Origin of the sequence: Paenibacillus sp. FSL K6-2859, assembly GCF_038008265.1 — a bacterium.
Lineage (GTDB): Bacteria > Bacillota > Bacilli > Paenibacillales > Paenibacillaceae > Paenibacillus_AQ > Paenibacillus_AQ nitricinens.
In genome coordinates, this window is sequence record NZ_JBBOYU010000001.1 from 3,183,544 (window position 1) to 3,204,056 (window position 20,513).

Genomic DNA, 20,513 nt, shown 5'->3' on the forward strand with positions numbered 1-20,513 from the left:
TTTGACGGAGGGAACTATTACGCCTCTTAGCAACACTGTTTCTCTAGACCCACCCGAATCTCGGAGTGTAGTATAGAACAATACTATTCTTTGGGGGTTCTTTTTTTTGGAAAATTACAACGACATCAAACAAGGTGAAAAAGGAGCATGGCTAAGCATAGTTACCTACATATTCCTATCCGCCATAAAACTGTTTATTGGTACGGTCGCGGGATCTCAAGCGCTACTTGCAGATGGACTGAACAACAGTACGGATATTATCGCTTCTATCGCCATACTAATCGGGCTTAAGATCTCCAGGAGACCGCCGGATTCCAATCATAGCTATGGGCATTTTAGAGCAGAGACCGTAGCATCCTTAATTGCTTCATTCATTATGATTGTGGTAGGACTTCAAGTGCTGTACCAGGGTGTGAACAAATTTATTCAACCCGAACTGGAAAGTCCAGATCTTATAGCAGCCTGGACGGCAGTTTTTTGTGCTGTGATAATGATGGGCGTGTATATGTATAACATTAGACTGGCCCGTTCTATTAATAGTAACGCTATGCGAGCTGTAGCACTAGATAATCGATCAGATGCTTTAGTTAGCATAGGTGCTTTTGTCGGGATTGTAGCTTCTGGATTTGGAATTCCATGGCTTGATCCGCTTACAGCGATTATTGTTGGCCTGATTATCTGTAAGACGGCATGGGATATCTTTAGTAAAGCTACACATGACTTAACGGATGGTTTTGATGCCGAAGAGCTTGAACTCATGAAAGAAACCGTCGCTGAAATTGAAGGTGTGCAATCTATAAAAGATATCAAAGCTCGCATCCACGGGAATAACGTGCTAGTAGATACAACTGTATTAGTAGATTCCGAGCTTAGTGTGGTGCAGAGCCATGATATTACGGAAGAAATCGAAGAACAATTGAAAGACCGGCACCAAGTTTCAAATGTGCTTGTCCACATAGAACCTGTAATGAAGTAGAAACGGCCAATAAAGTGTGACTTTCCTTTGGATGGATATGGGATTTTCCTTGTGATGTTATTAATAGATCTTTTATGCGGAAAGGTGGAGAATTAATTGTATTTATCAATATTTAAATTTTAGGGAACGGAATGGTGATTTTGTGATTGAATGGAAGGATTCTTATGATATCGGTGTAGAGAAAATAGACTGTCAGCACAGACAGTTGCTGGCGAAATTGAACGAATTTTTTGATGCATGCAGCAAGCAGCAAGGGAAAGAGAAGATCGAAGAAACGCTGAAATTCTTGAAGGAATATACCATCGAGCATTTTAGCAATGAAGAGCAATTGATGGAAGAGATTGATTTTCCTGAATTGGCGGAACATCGTAAGACGCATGCCGATTTTGTAAAAGCCGTTCTTGAATTAGAAGAAACGATCAAAACTAAGGGAGTCTCCGTTCTCTCAACGATTAAGCTTAACCGTACGTTAACCGACTGGCTTCTGAATCACATTAATAAATGCGATAAGCTAATTGGTGAGTGTATGGCCACCCGTGATCGAGCTGTCTAACTGATTACCACCAACGAAGATGCCGACGGGCATTTTCTTTTTTTTGACGGGGAATGTGATAAAGAATTGTGGTATGTTATTTGATACGTTTTCCGAAGACAGCACCGTAATTTATACTGGGTTAACGGTTTGTGTTATGATTTGAGATAAGACGTATAGAGTTAGTATGGTAAAGGGGAGTGGAACGATGAAAACATTACGAATGTTAGCTTCAGGGTTTGCTATGCTGCTTATTCTGGGCCTTGTAAATTTTTACATTGGGTATCACGGTTGGCTGCTTGTCCATGAATGGTTCTCAGGTGCTTCCGCTGTTCTGTTCTGGACATTGTTCCTGCTTGTTGCCTTTGCGTATGTCATTGGAATGATACCGTGGCCTACAATAGTGAAGCCGTTAGCCAGATTCTTCAAAGTGATTGGGTCGTATTATCTAGCTTGCATGGAATTTGCTATTATCATGTTGCCATTAGCTGATCTGTTATATGTGCTGCTGGGCTGGATGGGTGTCGATCGAACGCGCTACATCTCAGAAGCGGGTGGTACATTGCTAATATTATTGGTTGTTTTTCTAGTCTGGGGTTCGATCAACGCTTGGAGTACAGTAGTTCGTACACATCCTATTCCCATTGATAAATCCATCGGAACTAGTACACCACTTACCATCGCGGTTGCATCCGATCTACATTTAGGGAATATCGTCGGCAATCGGCATCTCAAAAAAATGGTTGCCCAGATGAATGCTATGAAGCCTGATGTGATATTGCTGGCTGGGGATGTACTTGACGATAGTATTGAGCCTTTTATTCGCAATCGTATGAGTGAACAGCTGAAACAACTAAAAGCACGTCATGGTGTCTACGCGGTACTGGGCAATCACGAATATTACGGTGGTTCAATTAAGGAATATACAGATTTAATGAGAAGCATAGGCATTAAAGTTCTACAGGATGAAGTTGAAGAAGTGGCGGGAACGTATATTGTAGGTCGAAAAGATAAGACTGCCGAGACGATGGAAGCCGGTGGCAGATTGAGCGTTAACTCCTTATTGAATGGCCTTGATCTGACACGTCCTGTGATCATGATGGATCATCAGCCTACCGGATTTGATGTCGCTGCCCAGGAAGGAGTAGATATTCTGCTCTCAGGGCATACGCACCGTGGACAGATTGCTCCTAATCACTGGATCACCAAGCGGTTGTTCGAACTGGACTGGGGTTACCTCCGCAAAGATAAGTTGCATGTCGTTGTTTCCTCTGGATATGGGACCTGGGGACCTCCAATCCGTCTAGCCAGCCGTTCGGAGATCATCAAGCTTGAAGTGGTATTAGAAGGAACTAAACAATACAGTGAAGAAGCCGTGTCTACAAAAACGGTGTTAATCTAACAGAAAACATAATTGATCTGAGACTGCCTTATCCGTAGAAATTTTCTGCGAGATGTGGCAGTTTCTTTTTTTTTACAATTAGTAGAGCTTGTAGTATGGTTTAAAATAGTTAAGCACTTAACTAAATTGGAGTTGAAAATCAAAGATGGATCATTTACAACCGTTGGTATTGAATCAGCCGCTACATACTCAGGCATTTTTCACTTTAGTTGATACTACTGCAAGCTTAGTTTCTGTCTCTGATAAATATTGGCAGTCGAAAGGATTAAATGGTGCAAGAATTCGTATCCTAGTAGAAATATCTAAACAGGGCGGAACGATTTTACCTTCTACATTGGCTCACAATATCGGGGTTACCAAAGCTAATATTAGTCTGTTGCTGATACCCCTAGAGAAAGATGGTTGGATTACCCGCTCGAACCATACTCAGGATGGTAGAAAAAGCGTTATTACAATTACGGGTGAAGGACAACGATTACTTTTGGAGCATCTTCCCGGAAATCGTCAAGCGGTCGCTGAACGTATGCAGGGTCTGGATGAAGAAGAGCTTCGGCAACTCATCGTTTTATTAGAAAAGCTTAGCAATGGCTAGATATAAATAATGTTGTGGTCTCGAAAACATGAAACATCCCGATGATAACGTCAGATTAAATCAACATACTGAGGTTGTTCATGCAGCGTTAAAGGCAGGGGTGAAGCATTTGCTGTATACAAGCTTCGCATTTCCACCTAAAGGACAAATTCCAACTAGTCATGTTCACTTACTTACAGAGCAGATGATTCTTAAATCAGGTATTGACTATACGTTTCTACGCAACGCTTTGTATATGGATTTTGTGGATGTACTAGGTCTGAAAGAGGCGATCCAAAGCGGTGAGTTAATCACCTATCCGGGGAACTGGTTATTTAATTCGGTGACACGAAAGGCTCTCGCTTTAGCTACGGCGGTCGTGCTTACTATTACAGGTCATCTTAATCAAATTTATGAATTAACCGCACCGCGCTCTTGGGACTTCAGCGAACTTGCGGAGGTATTATCTGAGCTGACAGGAAAAAGAATCGTTCATCGGCAGGATTCAAGCATTCAGCACTGGATTTATTCATTCCTCGGGAAAATAGATACAGCTTCTACTTCAAAAGATATGGAGAGACTAATGGGACGGCCTGTTACCCCTTTGAAGGAAAGTCTTTTCACTTTTCTTCAGGTTTAAATAATGATCCTGACTAATTCTACTATATAGTGGTTCGATCTAAAGTAAGTAAATAATTATATTTACTGGCATGTTTTAATTCATCTAATATAATCCCAAATACAGTATCGCGATATATTCCAATAGGTAGACCAAACCATATTTTGCGATACTTTTCGACTGCAGCCAGTTCACCTTGGAGTGCTTTTTCTAATCCTTCTTCATAGGAACTGATCCGTTGATATTGCTCACTACTAATCCCTGTGATATCTTGCCCGGTAATTTCTTTGAACATCCCCCGGAACATGAAGTTGTGCCCCCGTTCGTCATCTCGTATGGAGGTGATAATGGAGGCTTGCTCGGCGTTCGGGGCTAGTTGGATAATTTCATCATAGAAAAGCTCATCATTTCGTTCACCTTGCACAGCTTCTTGAATTAAATTTAATGCTTGTGGAAGAGAGGTTGACCATATAGGTTTGAATTCAGATCTGTTCTGAGAAAAGGGTATCCAATACATTTCTTAATAACCTCCTGTTAAGTTAGTGTTAGAGTAGTATATGTACAATGGCCCAAAATGGTCTCTTTCGGTTCTTTAGTTGTTCTAACCCTTTAAAGTTGATACTATGGGTTCATCCGTTATTCAGGGAGTGTAAACGATGAAAAAGATTTTAGTAGCAGATGATGATAGTAATATTCGTACATTATTAAAGCATGTATTGACCAGAGAAGGTTATCAAGTAATGGAGGCCAGCGATGGCCGGGACGCGATACATAAACTGAAAGAAAGCATTGCGGATTTAGCCATTGTGGATGTGATGATGCCATACGTAGATGGGTTAGAGCTATGCCAGCATATAAGAGAAACGTATGATATACCGATCATTTTGTTAACAGCCCGTCAACAGCTAAGTGATAAAGAACAAGGCTATTTGCGGGGGACAGATGATTATGTAACGAAACCTTTTGAGCCGGAAGAATTGTTGTTTCGGATCAAAGCTTTATTTCGGCGTTATTCCATCGCTTCAGATGATCGGATTCGCTTGAATTCACTTGTTATCGATCGTAAAAATTATGAGATCACTGATGGTGATGAAGTACTTTTGTTACCGGTAAAGGAGTTTGAACTGCTCGCACAACTGGCCCAATATCCTGGAAGACTGTATTCACGCAGTGAGTTGATTGAGCTAGTATGGGGAATGGATTATGAAGGTGATGAACGCACGGTGGATGTACATATCAAGCGATTGCGTCAACGATTTGTGGATTATCAGAATGACTTTGTGATTCGGACGGTACGGGGAATTGGATATAAATTGGAGATGGTGAGCTCGTGAAGTCTTTGTATGTGAGAATGTGCATTCTCTTTTGCTCGGCCATTGTGGTGAGCAGCCTTCTTGGCTTCTTGGTGTCTAATATTTATTACCAAGCTCAGATTAAATCGCAGAACGATGCGAAGCTTACGGGGATGGCCATTGAAATCCAGCAGTTTGCAGAATCTCACCCGGAATCTGTGGAGGATTACCTGCGAAGTGTAGCTGTACTGGGATATAAGATCTATATAACTGATGCAGAAGGTCAATCCCGGTTTTACGGCAAGCCATTTCGGAAAGAGGATTTAGATCCGCAACAATTAGAGAAGGTCCTGAATGGACAAGTGTATCACGGTGTTGCTGAGTTTCCTGACAGCGCATTTATTACAGGTTTTTTTGATAATCAATTACGCAATACGATAGGTGTTCCTATTGAAGTCAATCATGAGACATTTGCATTATTCATGCGGCCGGATGCAGAGGTTCAGTTCGGTGAACTGCGCGTGTTTTTTGCTGTCATCATCGGTTTTACCGTGTTATTCAGTCTAGGATTCGTCATGATCAGCGTACTGCATGTGGTCAGACCCATCACTCGTTTGACAACGGCGACTAAACGGATTTCAAAAGGCAGATATGATATTAAATTAAATACGTGGCGCCGGGATGAGATTGGCCAGTTAGCCTCACACTTTATGATTATGAGTCGTGAGCTGGAACGGACCAATCGTGCCCGTCAAGAGTTTGTTGCGAATGTATCGCATGAAATCGAATCGCCATTAACTTCTATTCAAGGATTTGCCCAAACCCTTAAAGATCCTACATTACCAGAGGATGAACGGATAGAGTACCTCAATATCATTGATCAAGAAAGCCATCGTCTATCGATGCTTAGTAAACAGCTGCTAACGTTATCTTCCATCGATTATGATCCGGATTCCCTGCAGAAGAAACCTATAGATTTGCGTGCACAGCTGCGGCAGGTTGTACAAATCATGGAGTGGAGATTAACAGAGAAGCAATTAGCGGTTCGTTTAATTCTTACGGACATTAGCGTACATGGTGATTCTAATCTATTGTATCAGGTGTGGATGAACCTCATTACTAATGCTATCAAATATACACCTGCTGAGGGGTCCATTATGATTTCCGCAAAGCTAGACGAAGGGAATTGTGTAGTAACCTTTTCGGATACTGGGGAAGGCATTCCTGCAGAAGATTTACCGCTCATCTTTGACCGTTTTTATAAAGTCGACCGGGCACGTACACGAGAAACGCATAGTAGCGGTCTTGGACTAGCGATTACGCAAAAAATTGTAGAGACACATAACGGAACCATAGAGGTATCCAGTACAATTGGCAAAGGTACGACCTTTACTGTAACTCTTCCGCTTTTGTAACTCGTTATTCATACTCCGTTCATTTTCATCTTCTAAACTGTGACTATACAGATTAGAAGGAGTGGTAATATGTTTCTAGCCTTAAGGGAAATGCGACATTCTAAAGCCAGATACCTGTTAATAATGGTAATCATGTTATTGGTTTCCTTTCTTGTGCTTTTCGTAACGGGCCTGGCCAGAGGATTAGCGTATGCTAATATCTCAGCAATAGAGAATATGCCGGCGAACTATTATGTGGTGCAGAAGGATGCGGATCAGACGTTTAGACGTTCTCAGTTAACGGATACGGAGCTGGGTAGTGTTCGAGCAGTAGTAGGAGATAATAACGCTTCTTCACTCGCTCTACAGATGAGTACAGTGACTACGAACGATGCAGATGCTAAAGCAGATGTGACTTTTTTCGCAGTCGATATGAACGGTTTACTGGCTCCAAAAGTGATTGAAGGTGACAAGATTACGAATGATATGCAGGGAAGTGTCATCGTTGATCATGACTTGGAACAGTCGGGTATTAAGATTGGCAGTACGATCCAAGATCAGGCAACCGGGAAGGAATTTAAAGTTACAGGATATGTTGAGAATAGCTCATACAGCCATACCCCAGTAGTCTATATTAACAATAAAGATTGGCAGGAAATGAGACAAGGCGTTAATCAAGGTAGTGAGGCTACATCAGGAGTGCCTTTTAATGTCATTGCGCTCAATGCAAACGCAGGGCAAGTGGATAAGATCTCTGCTAGTTCAAAAAATGTGGAAGTTATTACACAAAAAGTAGCGATCTCTAATATTCCGGGTTATTCATCAGAACAAGGTTCCCTGCTTATGATGATTGCCTTTCTGTTCGTAATCGCTGGGTTTGTTCTGGCTGTGTTCTTCTATGTCATTACAATTCAGAAAACAAGCCAGTTTGGCATTCTGAAAGCCATGGGTACAAAAATGTCTTACTTGGCTTGGAGCGTAGTAGGGCAAGTTATGATTTTGGCCATTGCAAGTCTTAGTATTAGCTTGCTGCTAACCTTTGGAATGAATCAGGTACTACCAGACACTATGCCGTTCCAACTGGAACCTTCTACGATTCTATTAACCAGCGGCTTGTTCGTGGGGATGTCTCTTTTAGGATCACTTATTTCTGTCGCTAAAGTGGCAAAAGTAGATGCATTAGAAGCAATTGGGAGGGCTGGAGCATGAGTGCAAAATTATTGATGAAGCAAGTAACCAAGACCTACGGAGACGGCGATACAACAGTATCTGTTCTGAACAATTTGAATCTTATAGTCAATGAAGGAGAATTCGTTGCTGTCCTTGGACCATCTGGAACAGGGAAGAGTACGTTCCTATCAGCGGCGGGTGCGCTTCTTACGCCAACCAGTGGTGAAATTTTCATAGACGGAGAATCACTTACAGATAAAAGTAAAAGTGAGCTGACAGAGCTACGATTAGAAAAAATAGGCTTTATGTTCCAAAGCGCACAGCTATTGCCTTACTTGAAGGTAGAAGAGCAGCTTCTCTTTGTAGCTAAACAGGGGAAGATGAGTTCTAAAGAAGCTAAGGAACGGGCAGCTGATTTGATGAAGCGTCTGGATATCTGGAAACGTCGAAACCATTATCCTGAGCAACTATCAGGCGGAGAGAAGCAACGTGTAGCTATCGCAAGAGCTTGGATGAATAAACCTGCAATCTTGTTTGCAGATGAACCAACAGCAAGCTTAGATTTCAAACGAGGTAGAGAAGTTGTGCAAATGATTGCTGACGAAGTAAAGAATGAGGGTAAAGCTGCCGTAATGGTCACTCATGATGAACGGATGCTCGAATGGTGTGATCGAGTGCTACATCTGGAAGATGGACATTTGGTTGAACATGAGTTAAGCAAAAATTAGTGAAAAAACGATTCATGCTATTTATGGCATGAATCGTTTTTTTTTGTGTGAACAAGGGTGTGTTCTTATTTGTCAGCTATGGTGACTTGACCTGAGCCATAGGTGTCAAACCAGCCTTTAATCGTGTTGAAATCACTGCTGAATGACAGTGCCAGTTCTAATAGAATCCGGGCATGAGCTGCGTTCAGATTATCTCCGGCAATGATACCGTCACTTGAAGCATAGTTGGATCCGGAACCCGTATGCGTGGTAGACACGAAGATCACTCCATTTTCCTTAATAGCTTTCGAACGAGCTTCTCCCATAGTTTTAGATACGCCGCCAGCCCCTGTGCCTGAATAAGCATAAGCAATTTCTACCTTAGGCATATCGCTGCTCTTAATCTTCGTTAGATCGAATGGCGTTGCCCATTTGTCAGCGGTCAATAGTGCTCTGGAATTCGCCCGATAAATGCTTATATTATTCTCATCGATATATCCGAGGATTCCTAATTGTGGAGATTCAAAAGTGTCTGTATGATAGGCATTCGTCTTGGTAACCTCTCTAGCCGTATGAATCTCATCATTTAGCATGAGCACAGTACCGTAATACTTCGTCTTTCCACTAGCTGCTAGTTTAATAGCGTTAAATAGATTGGCCTGAGCATGTAACTTCACGATTATGTTAATTTAAGTGACACAAAGGCGATTAATGTTTGGAATATGTCTATAAATGTATTATAATGTAAAGTTTACTGGCATATAAATAAAGCGCTTAAATATACTCATGATAAAAGATATCTAATATTTACTTACGTATGCTATTATATACTATTATTTTCTAATAAAATATAATAGTATATGTTATAATTTATAACATTATCATTAGAGAGGTAATGAATCGAATAAATTACAAAATGCCGGACAATCCTTAGGTGATTGACCGGCATAGTTATAAGATTTACTTGATTACTTATCTTTCCTAGAGACAAGTAGTTTTTGAATAAAGACATGGGTAGCCATGGAGGAGGAGCTTTCTTTATGGCGAATAATCGAGAATTGTCTTTCAAGATGATGATGTCTGATGGGGAGCTCATAGATTTCACCACTTGCTAATTCTTTGCGCACAATCCATCTGGAGAGCATCGCGATTCCCAAACCAGAGGCAACGGCTTCCTTAACCCCTTGACTACTGTTGAAGACATAGGATCTTTTGACAGAAATCTCTTCTTTTTGAATGAAATGATCACTGAATGCACGCGTTCCAGAGCCGAGCTCACGCAGAACCCAAACCTGATTTTGTAGCATTCCATGTTCCACAGAGACTATTTTGGACAAAGGATGGTTGGCAGGGGAGACGATAATCATCTCGTCCTTCATGTAAGGAGTGACGATCAGATCATTTTCATGGGCTTCTCCTTCGATAAACCCAATATCCAATTCATTGGCTCTAACCCCACCAATAATTTCTTCAGTATTACCTATCGTCACCTGAAGCTTGACTTGTGGGTATTGATTTGCGAATTCCGCAAGTCTTGAGGGTAATATATACTCACCAATCGTAAAGCTGGCACCAATATGTATACTGCCAGTAACCTCATCCTGAAGCATTTGTATTTCCTGATGAGCTTCTTCGAAGTGGGCCAATATTTGTTTGGCGTGATTATAAAGTATTGTACCTGCTTCGGTTAATTTTACTTGTTTCGGAGATCGGTGTAGAAGCTTTGCGCCTAGTTCATTCTCAAGATTCCGGATATGTAGACTGACACCGGGTTGAGATAGATTCAGTAATTCTCCTGCTTTAGAAAAATGACTTTGCTCAGCAACTGTAACGAAAACCCGTAATGTATCCACAATCATAGAATTCCCTCACTAAAAGTCCCGAATGTATTTAAAATTCCTTATCAAGCACGAACTGAGCTTTCTTCTGCGAAAATCCAATACGTGTATAGAAACGTACCGCATCTTCTCTAGTCTGGTTGGTACGCACTCTTAATTTGTTCACTCCAATTTGTGCTGCCCAGCGTTCACAGGTTTCAACAAGTTGTCTGCCGATCCCTTCTCCACGATACTGCCCATCGACCACCAAACCACAAATTTCAACAAAGGGTGGAGATTCAATTAACATTCGCACATTGGCGTGAATCCATCCGATTAATTGGCTATCCGACTCAGCTACATAAATAGCATGATCTTTACGATTTCTGATATCTTGAAGTCTATCTGCTAGCTGTTCGATATTTAAAGGATATCCGAGCTCACTGGATAGTTTTGCAATATCTTGTGTGTCGCTAAATGAAGCCGTCCTAATATGTATGATCATCCGCCACCTTAATATAATGTTGTTTCATGCTGTTTTTTTATTATAGTTCATCTCATTCAGAGGAACATCTCTATGTAAATTACTTCGTACTATTTCGATAAGCGGATGGGGAGAGACCCATCGCCTTTTTGAAATATTTAGAGAAATGAGCCAATTCCATGCCGACCTGTTCCGCAATATCTGAAATGCTGTAATCTGTGTAAGAAAGCTGTCTTTTGGCGTGCTCCATACGTTTCAATTGAACATAGGCCATAGGAGTCACCCCCATGAATCTTTTGAAATAAGGTATAAAATAGTTCGGGTGCAGGTGGACAAGTTCTGCTAGTTCATCAATCTCTATGGACTTATTTAGACATTTATCGATGTAATGGAGCACATGAGCCAGCTTCCCATGGTCTCCGGTGTGTATGAATTGCGTCATAAAGTCTGTATGACTACTGTCGCTTGATTCAAGACAAGTGGCAATGAGATTAAGCAAACAAGCCTGAGTGCGAAGGATAGATAAGATATCGTCCTTTTGAAATTGTTCGATCATCTCCACGAAAATTGCCCTTATTGAATCTGGATTAGGCGAATCACAGATGTATAATTTTTTCTCCGCATGGAATAAAGGCCATTCTCCAATGTCAGCATCAAAGTGGCAGTAATAACGGATATATGGATCATCGATAGAAGTTTCGGTAGTTTGTGTGCTCCCCGCAGGCATGATCATTAGCTGTCCTGGCTTCGGATAGTAGGTAATCCCGTTTATAATTACTTTCCCCTCACCCCCATCAATAAAATATAGCCGATTAAAAGCGGGGGTTTCCAGCGTGCGGTTCCATCCGGGATATCTATTACTAAGTTGAGCATGGGTCACAGTAACCTTGAGATTCTGCAGGAGACGTCCTGATAAGTTCCCTGAATTGTTCATCATTTAACTCCTTTAAAGCTTTTATATCCTCATTATAACGGTTTCATTTAACTAAAACATCTTACTTAAATACAAATAGTTCTTAATTTCGATCATGTTCATGTCCTTAAATAAAGTATATCCTCTAACCATAACCATTAATAAGGAAGTGATCAGAGATGGGTACAGTTCGTTATGGGATTATTGGTATTGGAAATATGGGAACCGCACATGCGCAAAGTCTTCTGAGTGAGATTAAGGGGGCTGAGCTTACAGCCGTATGTGATATAAGAGAAGAACGTTTGAAATGGGCTGAAGAGCAATTACCTGAGAATGTTAGGAAATATTCTACGCCGAAGGAATTATTCGAGTCACGTATCATGGATGCGGTATTAATCTGTACTCCGCATTATGATCACCCTACACTTGCAATCGAAGCTTTTCAGTATGGTTATCATGTACTAGTGGAGAAGCCTGCAGGTGTTTATACGAAAGCTGTTCAACAGATGAACGATGCTGCAGCACAGTCTGACCGCAAATTTGGAATCATGTACAATCAGCGTACGAATCCTTTGTATCAGAAGCTGAGAGATCTTATTCAGTCTGGTGAGTTAGGTGAGATTCGCCGGACGAATTGGATTATTACCGACTGGTATAGATCGCAGAACTACTATAACTCTGGTGGCTGGCGGGCGACATGGGCGGGTGAAGGTGGCGGGGTATTGCTTAATCAAGATCCTCATCAGCTAGATTTATGGCAATGGACGACAGGCATGATGCCGAAGCGGATAAGAGCATTTTGCCACTTGGGAAAATATCGCAACATTGAGGTTGAAGATGATGTAACCGCTTATGTGGAATACGAGAATGGCGCTACAGGTCTGTTTATTACTACAACTGGAGAGGCACCGGGAACTAATCGTTTTGAAATCAATGGCGATAATGGGAAAATCGTAGTGGAGGGCGGGAAGCTAACCTTTTGGCGTTTACGTACACCGGAGCCGCAGTTCAACGCAGAGTTTACGGGAGGTTTCGGTAGTCCGGAATGTTGGAAATGTGAGATACCTGTACAAGATGGCGGAGGGGAGCAGCATAAAGGGATTCTACGGAACTTTACGAATGCCATTTTGCATGATGAGGTTTTACTTGCTCCCGGGGAGGAAGGGATTAAGGGGCTTACCCTTTCAAATGCCATGTATTTATCGGCTTGGACGGACAATTGGGTGGAGCTTCCGATGGATTCGGATTTATTCTACGAAAAGCTGATGGACAAAGTAAAAAATTCGACTTTCCAAAAGGAAGCCTCAGAAACTAAAACATTGAATGTTAAAGGAACTCATTAAATCGAAGGAGAGAGGTTAAATCCTATGAAACGTTCGACGATTGCGGCTCAAATGTACACGTTACGTGACTATACTCAAACTGCGGAGGATTTAAGATCAACTTTTCAAAAGGTATCGGCAATGGGTTATGAGAGCATTCAGATTTCAGCAATTGGACCAATCGATCCGAAGCTTGTTAAACAATATGCGGATGAATCAGGGCTGACGATATGTGCGACCCATGTGTCCTGGGATCGATTATTGAATGATCTGGATGCGCTAGCCGCAGAGCATAAGCTGTGGAATTGCAAATATATTGGACTTGGAAGTTTACCGGAAGAATTTCGTACGGGGCTTGAAAGCTACCGGGAATTCGCGAAATTGATATCTGAAATTGCAATAACTCTAAAAGAACAACATGATCTGCAATTTGTTTATCATAACCATGATTTTGAATTTGAATGCTTTGAAGGTTTTACTGGAATGGAAGTACTGCTTAATGAGACTGATCCTGCAGTTGGTTTCATACTTGATCTATATTGGTTGCAGGCTGGTGGTGCGAGCCCGGTGGAATGGATACGTAAAGTTAAAGGCAGAATGCAAGTCGTGCATTTAAAGGATATGGCGATAGTTGATAGGAAACAGGTTTTTGCTGAAATAGGCGAAGGAAACATGAACTATGCAGAAATCATTACTACTTGTCGTGAGACGGGTGTTGAATGGTACGTTGTGGAGCAGGATGTTTGTAGACGTGATCCTTTTGAGAGCTTAGAGGTGAGTCTGCGCTATCTTATTAGCCTATTATAGAATCGATAAAACGCCATTAGGAGGATTCTGATGAATAGAATAGATGGGATGACCTATGCACCCACATATGAAGCTAAACCCGTAGTGAAGCCGGGTGAATTCATCATCGCAGCTATTGCCCTAGATCACGGTCATATTTATGGGATGTGTAATGGTCTCGTTGAGGCGGGTGCTGAGCTGAAATGGGTATATGATCCGGATGAAGAGAAAGTTAGAGCATTCATAGCCAAATATCCTGGAGTTAGGGCTGCTGAGACTATGGATGATATATTGGAAGATCCAGAGGTTCGCTTAGTTGCAGCGGCAGCTATTCCTTCAGAACGAGGCCCCTTAGGAAATAAGGTTATGGTTCATGGAAAGGATTATTTTACGGATAAAACCCCTTTTACAACACTAGAACAGCTGGATGCTGCTAGAGCTTTGGTCGCAGCAACCAATCGGAAGTACATGGTTTACTATAGTGAGCGTCTTCATGTTGAAAGCGCAATCTATGCAGGCCGGTTGATCCGTCAAGGGGCTATTGGTCGTGTTCTTCAAGTCATTGGATTAGGTCCGCATCGATTAAATGCTTCTAGTCGGCCGGAATGGTTCTTTGAGCGGGAGAAATATGGCGGCATCCTGTGTGATATCGGCAGTCATCAAATAGAACAATTTTTGTATTATACAGAGTGTCAGGATGCTACAGTTGTTCACAGTAAGGTAGCAAATTATAATCATCCATCCTACCCTGAATTGGAGGATTTTGGTGATGTTACGCTTGTTGGGGACAATGGTTCAACCCAATACTTCCGTGTAGATTGGTTTACGCCTGACGGGCTCGGAACCTGGGGAGATGGGCGCACCATGATTATGGGAACGGAAGGCTACATTGAACTGCGCAAATATACTGATATTGGTCGTTCAAATACACCGGATCATGTGTACTGGGTAAACGGGGAAGGGGAGCATTACGAGCATGTAGCTGGAAAGGTTGGATTTCCGTTCTTTGGTGAGCTTATCCTCGATTGTCTGAACCGGACGGAGCTGGCCATGACTCAAGCACATGTCTTCAAAGCTGCTGAACTATGTTTGAAGGCTCAAGCCCAGGCGATGAATCTAACCCCTAATCAACTTAAATAGCGAATGGAATAATGAATGGAGGTGGTAGAGGTGAACAAACTTGGAGTAGCGATTATTGGCTGCGGGGCGATATCTCCTCTCCATGCTAAAGTAATATCAGCTATAAAAGAGGTGAACCTACTTACAGTTGTAGATATTGATGCTGATAAAGCTACACGAGCAGGAAAAGAATATGCCTGCGATGCCACAGATGATTATAGAGAAATACTAAATGATAATCGTATTGATGTTGTACATCTCTGTACACCTCATTATCTGCATGCAGAAATGGCTGTAGAGCTATTACGTGCAGGGAAGCATGTGTTAACAGAAAAGCCAATCGCCGTCGATCTTCCTTCAGCCAAGCGTATGCTGGAAGCAGCGGAAGAGAGCTCCGGCCAGCTTGGTGTGGTGTTCCAGAACCGTTATAATGATGCTTCCATTTATATGAAAAAGACGATTGATTCTGGCGCATTAGGGAAACTGCTTTGTATGAAAGGTGTCGTAACCTGGCATCGAAATGAAAGTTACTACAAAGATAGCAATTGGAGGGGACGATGGTCCACGGAAGGCGGAGGTGTTCTAATTAATCAGACCATTCATACCTTGGATTTACTTCAGTGGTATGGGGGTGAAATTAAATCCGTGAAAGGCAGTATTACCACAGATGTGCTGGATGGCGTCATTGAAGTAGAAGATACTGCCCATGCTTGTATTGACTTCGCCAATAATGTTCGCGGGCTATTTTATGGCACAAATACTTATCTCGAGAACACTCCCGTGGAGTTGGAGCTAGTTTTTGAAGAGGGGACTCTTAACCTCCGTCGAGAGCATTTGTATCTTTGGAAAGATGGGAAGGAAACCTTGGTTTGTGAGCCTATATTCAGTCCTACGGAAGGCAAATCGTATTGGGGGACTGGGCATAAGAGACTAATCGAGGACTTCTATGACCACATTTTCAGTGGATCAAAGTTTTGGCTGGATGGTCCTGAGGGGATAAAAGCGCTGGAACTGGTGAAGCATATTTATAGCTCATCGCAGAGGAACAAATAAGTCATAAATATAGCGAAGGCTGTTCATATGTAGATTTATCTACAAATGAAGCAGCTTTTTCGTGTTTAGGGACTTCCCGCATTGGGTTAAACACTAAGAAGACTACGACTTGCCGAGGATAGATTTGATTAATTCTCCTTAGTGGAATAATCTAAAGTAAGTATAGGTTATATACAGCAAGATATCTGGAGGGCGCATACAATATGGAGGAAATATTACAGAACATTAGAACGAACACCAAGCTAATTTCCATTGTGCAGACTATTGTTTTTACCTTTGTCATATTATACGTACTGATGTTTCTTTCTGGCGGATTATTCACCACCTTTTTTATTATGCTCATTGCTTGTTTCGTTAGCTTAATTGCGGCTTTACTCATGTTAATTCGAAAAAGCTTCTTATGGGCAATCGTTGATCTTGCTGCGGCGGGCAGCATGTTTATTTATTTTATTAATAATGCTTAGGTGTTATTAATCCTTGCATGAAGCGGGTTTATGGCTGTAGCTTAAGTTTCTTACCGTAGAGGACTTATTTCTCTCTTTTTTGCAAGCTTTTAAATAATTTATTTTTTTCATATAATAGTAGATATTAAATTTATAAATAATTGTAATACACTCGGATAAGGGTATAATTGAGACAGAAAAGGTGTGACGCCTAAGAAGGAGCGCCCACATCCTTTCTGCAAAATTCAGGGGATAAGGATGGTAATAATGGGCAAAAGTGCAACTGAAACAGACGTCATTTTAATTGGTGCTGGGATCATGAGTGCGACTTTAGGAACACTTTTAAAAGAATTAGTGCCGGATTGGAAGATTAAAGTGTTTGAAAAGCTCGAAAATGCAGGTGAGGAAAGCTCTAATGAATGGAATAACGCAGGAACTGGACATGCGGCGCTCTGCGAGCTTAACTACACTGTCGAAAAATCCGACGGAACTGTGGATATAAGTAAAGCCATCCAAATTAATGAACAGTTTCAACTTTCAATGCAATTTTGGTCTTATTTGGTAAATCGTAAGCTGATACATAATCCGCAGGACTTTATTATGCCCTTGCCCCATATGAGTTTGGTACTAGGGGAGAAGAATGTAGCTTTTTTGAAGAGAAGATTTGAAGCGCTCTCAAAAAATCCATTGTTTCAAGGTATGGAATTTTCCGATGACTCTAGCAAATTAATGGAATGGATACCGCTTATTATACAAAATCGTCCATCGAATGAACCTATAGCAGCAACAAAAATAGACTCTGGCACAGATGTTAACTTTGGTGCTTTAACGCGTATATTATTTGATCACTTAAAGAGTAAAAATGTAGAACTCCATTATAAACATTGTGTGGATGGAATCAAACGTACAAGCGATGGGTCATGGGACTTGAGAGTGAAGAACGACAGCGGTACTATTGAACATCATACTGCAAAATTTGTCTTTGTTGGTGGCGGGGGAGGAAGCTTGCATATCCTGCAAAAATCAGGTATTCCTGAAGGGAAGCATATTGGTGGATTCCCGGTAAGTGGAATATTTATGGTGTGTAATAAACCAGAAGTTATAGCCCAGCATCATGCAAAAGTATACGGTAAAGCTAAGGTTGGAGCACCTCCAATGTCTGTTCCGCATCTGGACACTAGATTTATTGACAACAAAAAATCGTTGCTATTTGGACCGTTTGCTGGTTTCTCACCAAAATTTTTAAAAACCGGTTCAATGTTTGATTTGATCACTTCCGTAAAACCGGATAATCTCCTAACGATGTTGTCTGCAGGTGCAAAAAACATGTCTTTGACCAAATACCTAATCGAGCAAGTGTTGTTATCGAAGGAAAAACGCATGGAGGAATTACGAGAGTTTATCCCGAATGCCAAAATAGAGGATTGGGATCTAGTCGTAGCAGGCCAACGCGTGCAGGTAATCAAAGATACAGAGGACGGCAAAGGTATTCTTCAATTCGGTACAGAGGTTATTAGCGCCGCAGATGGTTCGATTGCAGCATTGCTTGGGGCTTCCCCAGGTGCTTCTACGGCTGTTCACGTGATGCTTGAAGTACTTAATAAATGTTTCCCTCAGCATATAAAAGAGTGGGAACCGAAAATAAAAGAAATGATTCCTTCTTATGGCCTGTCACTACTGGACAATCCAGAGCTTTTGCATGAAGTGCACACATTAACGGCAACTACTTTGGGTCTAGGTGGAAAAGAGCGAGTGAATAGTTAAAAAATGATCAATCGCTCGAAAGTCTGATAATTGACAGAGATTTTCTTCGAGAAAGCCTATGGATTTAATTCATAGGTTTTTTGTTGAGTTCTGAAAGAACTTTTGGAGAATAACGAATACTATATCATCTTTGCGAACTTCAAGGCTTTTCCGCAAGAGAAGGACGTAACTGATGTTCAGACCTATGAGGAGTTCTTAAATAGTGATTGTCAGCTTGTACTTTTAGTCGTTGATTGTGAATATGCTACAGTTTATTGTAAAGACCAAGGAAAGCTTGAAGCGCTGTACCATAATGCGATTGCAAATGGATATGAAGATGTTCAGTACATTACGAATGAAAATGACTTCAGAACAAGATTGTCAGTATGGTAGAAAAATAAAAGTTCTGTTAGATCGTATGAAGTTAATAAATCTGGAAGCAACAAAAAGCCCCAACACTCGCTGGGGCTTTTTGTTATATCCAAATGTTGAACTTGTTTTATCTGAAGATTGGATAAGGAACTTACTGATTAACGTTTTCTGCTCCAGGGACAATTTCAATATTAGTGATTAGGTCATCGGCGATAGTAAAGAAATAATAAAACAGTTGAGGACTTCCCGGGAAGATTCCGCTGGTTAATGAAGTCACAATTATTATCCCGTATTTATTTTCAACGTCTATAACTTCAGACTTCAGCTTAAACTCATCGTTAGATTTTCCACGCCATTCTTTAATAGCCTCAATTCCATGAAAATGATTATTTTCACCGATATCATGAATGTGTGCATCTTTTGCCATGCAAACATCCATGACCACATTATCATTAGTGTTTAACGAATCCATATAAATTTCAACAGGTTGTGGTAGTTGTTTTAACATTGTGTTACCCCCTTTCTTTAATATCCTAGCATTTATAACTAGACTACTTTATGTCATATTACAATTTTAAAGAATCCTATAAGGGGATTTGACGAACAAATCATTCGTTTGTTACAATGGCCCCATCAATTAGGAAAAGGATGAGGACGATGGTTCGTCGTTTGAAACGGTTTAAGAATGTCGCTACTGTATCAAGCTTCTAAGTATAAATGCTATAAATTACTTAGAAGCGAGGGGAAAGAATGAAACAGCAATTGTTTAACCACTGGTCAGAAACGAAGTATTTGAAGGATATTGTCACCAACCCAATGATTGAGGTAGGGGATTACTCGTATTACTCTGGTTATTACGATAGTCATCCTTTTGAAGACGGGTGCGTCAGATATCTTTGGGGAGATGAACCGTCAAGAAAGTTATTTAACCCGATCGAAGATTTTGGGTGGCATTTAGATAAATTGATTATAGGAAATTATGTTTGTATTGCAAGTGGTGTAATTATTTTAATGGGTGGAAATCACAATCATCATCCTGAATGGATTACCGTGTATCCCTTTTTAGACCAGATTGAAACCTCTTATGAACCCAAAGGGGATACGATCATAGAAAGTGATGCTTGGATTGGGATGAATGCAATGATTATGCCAGGTGTGAAAATAGGTGAAGGTGCTATTGTTGCGGCAGGTTCGGTTGTTGTAAAAGATGTTGCACCATATACAATAGTTGGTGGCAACCCTGCTAAAGAGATTAGGAAACGATTTGCAGATCGTGAAATCGAAAAGTTAAAGGAAATGCGTTGGTTCGATTGGAAACGTGAGAAAATCGAACAAGCTACATCTATCTTTTCAAGTTCATCGATTGATCAATTATATGAGTTTTATCTAAGGGAAATAACATCATAACACAATCACAACAGGCTGCCACAATTATTCGGCAGCCTGTTCTTTTATCAGATAAGGTAGTTTGATAATATTGTTATTTACCATATTAATCCTAATTAGTATGATAATATGAATGGGCGTAAGGCCTACTCTTTCATGGGGGGAGATAGATTCTGAAATATATTGAATTTGGTCTCGGCAATACATGGTTTATTAGAACTGAAACGGAGTTAGAGGATGGAAGTGAATTTGAAGAAAAAGGAATTGTGAAACCGGTAAGGTTCCGTTCGTTATATCTCAGGATTTGGATTGGCAAAACTGTAGTAATCTTAGACTTAAAGGAAGGTTTTAAAAAAAGTAAGAAAAGTTATAACGCGTTTAAGATTATTTTTGGTATAACAAGCCTCTAGAA

24 protein-coding genes are annotated in these 20,513 nt (G+C 41.0%); 18 read left to right on the forward strand and 6 right to left on the reverse strand.

Features of this window, described 5'->3' with window-relative positions; all coding sequences use genetic code 11:
- Positions 1 to 106 precede the first annotated feature (106 nt).
- The 5 genes from MHB64_RS14135 (at position 107) to MHB64_RS14155 (ending at position 4,121) form a co-directional block, all read left to right on the forward strand.
- Positions 107 to 976, forward strand: coding sequence for a cation diffusion facilitator family transporter (locus MHB64_RS14135; protein ID WP_094869829.1), 870 nt, complete (start codon positions 107 to 109; stop codon positions 974 to 976).
- Between the two features lie 142 nt (positions 977 to 1,118).
- On the forward strand, positions 1,119 to 1,529 hold the full coding sequence (locus MHB64_RS14140; RefSeq protein WP_094869830.1) for a bacteriohemerythrin: 411 nt from the start codon (positions 1,119 to 1,121) through the stop codon (positions 1,527 to 1,529).
- A gap of 187 nt (positions 1,530 to 1,716) precedes the next feature.
- Positions 1,717 to 2,910 carry a metallophosphoesterase gene (locus MHB64_RS14145; RefSeq protein WP_094869831.1) on the forward strand — a complete coding sequence of 398 codons (1,194 nt, stop codon included), beginning with the start codon at positions 1,717 to 1,719 and terminating at the stop codon, positions 2,908 to 2,910.
- Positions 2,911 to 3,079: 169 nt separating this feature from the next.
- Positions 3,080 to 3,502: a MarR family winged helix-turn-helix transcriptional regulator gene (locus MHB64_RS14150; protein ID WP_341134651.1), complete on the forward strand. Its 423-nt coding sequence runs from the start codon at positions 3,080 to 3,082 to the stop codon at positions 3,500 to 3,502.
- Between the two features lie 28 nt (positions 3,503 to 3,530).
- A complete protein-coding gene (locus MHB64_RS14155) occupies positions 3,531 to 4,121 on the forward strand; it encodes an NmrA family NAD(P)-binding protein (RefSeq protein WP_341134652.1) in 591 nt (196 codons plus the stop codon).
- Positions 4,122 to 4,143: 22 nt separating this feature from the next.
- Here the strand turns inward: MHB64_RS14155 and MHB64_RS14160 are convergent, their stop codons facing one another.
- The gene (locus MHB64_RS14160) at positions 4,144 to 4,617 is read right to left on the reverse strand and encodes a ferritin-like domain-containing protein (RefSeq protein ID WP_341134653.1); all 474 of its coding nucleotides are present in this window, start codon (positions 4,615 to 4,617) and stop codon (positions 4,144 to 4,146) included.
- 139 nt (positions 4,618 to 4,756) lie between these two features.
- Between MHB64_RS14160 and MHB64_RS14165 the strand changes: the two genes are divergently transcribed.
- From MHB64_RS14165 to MHB64_RS14180, 4 genes are all read left to right on the forward strand, one after another.
- Entirely contained in the window at positions 4,757 to 5,434 is a 678-nt protein-coding gene (locus tag MHB64_RS14165; protein WP_094876081.1) for a response regulator transcription factor, read from the forward strand.
- Positions 5,431 to 6,807 (forward strand): sensor histidine kinase, encoded by a 1,377-nt coding sequence (locus MHB64_RS14170; RefSeq protein WP_341134654.1) that lies wholly within the window; start codon positions 5,431 to 5,433, stop codon positions 6,805 to 6,807. Before MHB64_RS14165 ends, MHB64_RS14170 begins: the two co-directional genes overlap by 4 nt.
- Positions 6,808 to 6,930: 123 nt before the next feature.
- Positions 6,931 to 7,995: an ABC transporter permease gene (locus tag MHB64_RS14175; RefSeq protein WP_341134655.1), complete on the forward strand. Its 1,065-nt coding sequence runs from the start codon at positions 6,931 to 6,933 to the stop codon at positions 7,993 to 7,995.
- Positions 7,992 to 8,684, forward strand: a complete 693-nt coding sequence (locus tag MHB64_RS14180; RefSeq protein ID WP_094869838.1) for an ABC transporter ATP-binding protein — start codon at positions 7,992 to 7,994, stop codon at positions 8,682 to 8,684. The genes MHB64_RS14175 and MHB64_RS14180 overlap by 4 nt, the downstream gene beginning before the upstream one ends.
- A 65-nt stretch (positions 8,685 to 8,749) precedes the next feature.
- Here MHB64_RS14180 and MHB64_RS14185 read toward each other — a convergent pair whose 3' ends face one another.
- The 4 genes from MHB64_RS14185 to MHB64_RS14200 form a co-directional block, all read right to left on the reverse strand.
- On the reverse strand, positions 8,750 to 9,340 hold the full coding sequence (locus tag MHB64_RS14185) for an asparaginase domain-containing protein (protein ID WP_341134656.1): 591 nt from the start codon (positions 9,338 to 9,340) through the stop codon (positions 8,750 to 8,752).
- A 291-nt stretch (positions 9,341 to 9,631) separates the two neighbouring features.
- Positions 9,632 to 10,522: a LysR family transcriptional regulator gene (locus MHB64_RS14190; protein ID WP_341134657.1), complete on the reverse strand. Its 891-nt coding sequence runs from the start codon at positions 10,520 to 10,522 to the stop codon at positions 9,632 to 9,634.
- A gap of 31 nt (positions 10,523 to 10,553) precedes the next feature.
- Complete coding sequence (locus tag MHB64_RS14195) at positions 10,554 to 10,985, reverse strand: GNAT family N-acetyltransferase (RefSeq protein WP_280786074.1); 432 nt, start codon at positions 10,983 to 10,985, stop codon at positions 10,554 to 10,556.
- A 79-nt stretch (positions 10,986 to 11,064) separates the two neighbouring features.
- Positions 11,065 to 11,898, reverse strand: coding sequence for a helix-turn-helix domain-containing protein (locus MHB64_RS14200; RefSeq protein ID WP_094869841.1), 834 nt, complete (start codon positions 11,896 to 11,898; stop codon positions 11,065 to 11,067).
- Between the two features lie 158 nt (positions 11,899 to 12,056).
- On the opposite strand from MHB64_RS14200, the gene MHB64_RS14205 reads away from it, so the two are divergent.
- From MHB64_RS14205 to MHB64_RS14235, 7 genes are all read left to right on the forward strand, one after another.
- Complete coding sequence (locus tag MHB64_RS14205; RefSeq protein ID WP_341134658.1) at positions 12,057 to 13,220, forward strand: Gfo/Idh/MocA family protein; 1,164 nt, start codon at positions 12,057 to 12,059, stop codon at positions 13,218 to 13,220.
- Between the two features lie 24 nt (positions 13,221 to 13,244).
- The gene (locus MHB64_RS14210) at positions 13,245 to 14,006 is read left to right on the forward strand and encodes a sugar phosphate isomerase/epimerase family protein (protein WP_094876088.1); all 762 of its coding nucleotides are present in this window, start codon (positions 13,245 to 13,247) and stop codon (positions 14,004 to 14,006) included.
- Between the two features lie 30 nt (positions 14,007 to 14,036).
- A complete protein-coding gene (locus MHB64_RS14215) occupies positions 14,037 to 15,125 on the forward strand; it encodes a Gfo/Idh/MocA family protein (protein WP_094869844.1) in 1,089 nt (362 codons plus the stop codon).
- Positions 15,126 to 15,155: 30 nt separating this feature from the next.
- Complete coding sequence (locus MHB64_RS14220) at positions 15,156 to 16,157, forward strand: Gfo/Idh/MocA family protein (RefSeq protein ID WP_280786078.1); 1,002 nt, start codon at positions 15,156 to 15,158, stop codon at positions 16,155 to 16,157.
- 203 nt (positions 16,158 to 16,360) lie between these two features.
- The gene (locus MHB64_RS14225; protein WP_341134659.1) at positions 16,361 to 16,621 is read left to right on the forward strand and encodes a hypothetical protein; all 261 of its coding nucleotides are present in this window, start codon (positions 16,361 to 16,363) and stop codon (positions 16,619 to 16,621) included.
- Positions 16,622 to 16,867: 246 nt separating this feature from the next.
- Positions 16,868 to 18,364 carry a malate:quinone oxidoreductase gene (locus MHB64_RS14230; protein ID WP_094869847.1) on the forward strand — a complete coding sequence of 499 codons (1,497 nt, stop codon included), beginning with the start codon at positions 16,868 to 16,870 and terminating at the stop codon, positions 18,362 to 18,364.
- Between the two features lie 102 nt (positions 18,365 to 18,466).
- Positions 18,467 to 18,736, forward strand: coding sequence for a DUF2691 family protein (locus MHB64_RS14235; RefSeq protein WP_256989788.1), 270 nt, complete (start codon positions 18,467 to 18,469; stop codon positions 18,734 to 18,736).
- A gap of 130 nt (positions 18,737 to 18,866) precedes the next feature.
- Here MHB64_RS14235 and MHB64_RS14240 read toward each other — a convergent pair whose 3' ends face one another.
- Entirely contained in the window at positions 18,867 to 19,223 is a 357-nt protein-coding gene (locus MHB64_RS14240) for a nuclear transport factor 2 family protein (RefSeq protein WP_341134660.1), read from the reverse strand.
- Positions 19,224 to 19,465: 242 nt separating this feature from the next.
- Here MHB64_RS14240 and MHB64_RS14245 point away from each other — a divergent pair, with 242 nt between their 5' ends.
- Positions 19,466 to 20,122, forward strand: coding sequence for a CatB-related O-acetyltransferase (locus tag MHB64_RS14245; protein ID WP_094869849.1), 657 nt, complete (start codon positions 19,466 to 19,468; stop codon positions 20,120 to 20,122).
- Between the two features lie 152 nt (positions 20,123 to 20,274).
- Complete coding sequence (locus tag MHB64_RS14250) at positions 20,275 to 20,511, forward strand: DUF3977 family protein (protein WP_094869850.1); 237 nt, start codon at positions 20,275 to 20,277, stop codon at positions 20,509 to 20,511.
- Positions 20,512 to 20,513 lie beyond the last annotated feature (2 nt).

What these genes read in the sequence shown, in the direction of transcription:
- MHB64_RS14145 (WP_094869831.1), top strand. Translation starts at nt 1,717, where the DNA reads ATGAAAACATTACGAATGTTAGCTTCAGGGTTTGCTATGCTGCTTATT.
- MHB64_RS14165 (WP_094876081.1), top strand. Translation starts at nt 4,757, where the DNA reads ATGAAAAAGATTTTAGTAGCAGATGATGATAGTAATATTCGTACATTA.
- MHB64_RS14190 (WP_341134657.1), bottom strand. Translation starts at nt 10,522, where the DNA reads ATGATTGTGGATACATTACGGGTTTTCGTTACAGTTGCTGAGCAAAGT.
- MHB64_RS14225 (WP_341134659.1), top strand. Translation starts at nt 16,361, where the DNA reads ATGGAGGAAATATTACAGAACATTAGAACGAACACCAAGCTAATTTCC.
- MHB64_RS14230 (WP_094869847.1), top strand. Translation starts at nt 16,868, where the DNA reads ATGGGCAAAAGTGCAACTGAAACAGACGTCATTTTAATTGGTGCTGGG.
- MHB64_RS14200 (WP_094869841.1), bottom strand. Translation starts at nt 11,898, where the DNA reads ATGAACAATTCAGGGAACTTATCAGGACGTCTCCTGCAGAATCTCAAG.
- MHB64_RS14205 (WP_341134658.1), top strand. Translation starts at nt 12,057, where the DNA reads ATGGGTACAGTTCGTTATGGGATTATTGGTATTGGAAATATGGGAACC.
- MHB64_RS14245 (WP_094869849.1), top strand. Translation starts at nt 19,466, where the DNA reads ATGAAACAGCAATTGTTTAACCACTGGTCAGAAACGAAGTATTTGAAG.
- MHB64_RS14215 (WP_094869844.1), top strand. Translation starts at nt 14,037, where the DNA reads ATGAATAGAATAGATGGGATGACCTATGCACCCACATATGAAGCTAAA.
- MHB64_RS14210 (WP_094876088.1), top strand. Translation starts at nt 13,245, where the DNA reads ATGAAACGTTCGACGATTGCGGCTCAAATGTACACGTTACGTGACTAT.
- MHB64_RS14160 (WP_341134653.1), bottom strand. Translation starts at nt 4,617, where the DNA reads ATGTATTGGATACCCTTTTCTCAGAACAGATCTGAATTCAAACCTATA.
- MHB64_RS14195 (WP_280786074.1), bottom strand. Translation starts at nt 10,985, where the DNA reads ATGATCATACATATTAGGACGGCTTCATTTAGCGACACACAAGATATT.
- MHB64_RS14240 (WP_341134660.1), bottom strand. Translation starts at nt 19,223, where the DNA reads ATGTTAAAACAACTACCACAACCTGTTGAAATTTATATGGATTCGTTA.
- MHB64_RS14155 (WP_341134652.1), top strand. Translation starts at nt 3,531, where the DNA reads ATGAAACATCCCGATGATAACGTCAGATTAAATCAACATACTGAGGTT.
- MHB64_RS14180 (WP_094869838.1), top strand. Translation starts at nt 7,992, where the DNA reads ATGAGTGCAAAATTATTGATGAAGCAAGTAACCAAGACCTACGGAGAC.
- MHB64_RS14175 (WP_341134655.1), top strand. Translation starts at nt 6,931, where the DNA reads ATGGTAATCATGTTATTGGTTTCCTTTCTTGTGCTTTTCGTAACGGGC.